We start from the raw sequence: 355 nt of genomic DNA on the forward strand, positions 1-355 counted from the left end.
GCGCATCGACCTTGTAGCCGAAGGGAGCCGGCGGGTTTCGATAGGTGTAACCCGTTCCAATGACGGACAGGCTGAGACGACCGGGGCGACCGAAGATACCCTGCTCGCTCCGGGTGACACCATCACAATTACGCTGCAGACCCCGCTAGAAGCGGCGGTCGCGAACTAACCAGCTAAATGTACTAGAGGCGGCGCGCGGTTACAGGGTGTCCTAGTCGAGATATGAGAGGATGGCGGATTTGCCGGGCAATTCACAGCACTCTACCAACGCGCTCGTGGCGGTTGTCATCCCTGCATACAACGCGGAACCATTCATCGAGCGTACCTTGGCGTCCGTGCTCGCCCAAACGCATAG

The 355-nt window shown here is 59.4% G+C and carries 1 protein-coding gene; it reads left to right on the plus strand.

Annotated elements, in window-relative coordinates; translation table 11 throughout:
• Nucleotides 1-230: 230 nt before the first annotated feature.
• Nucleotides 231-355: glycosyltransferase family A protein (locus EN850_RS34415; RefSeq protein WP_136092996.1), on the plus strand; the 125-nt coding region annotated here is incomplete at its 3' end.

The organism is Mesorhizobium sp. M8A.F.Ca.ET.207.01.1.1, from assembly GCF_004794715.1.
In the GTDB taxonomy this organism is placed as follows: Bacteria; Pseudomonadota; Alphaproteobacteria; order Rhizobiales; family Rhizobiaceae; genus Mesorhizobium.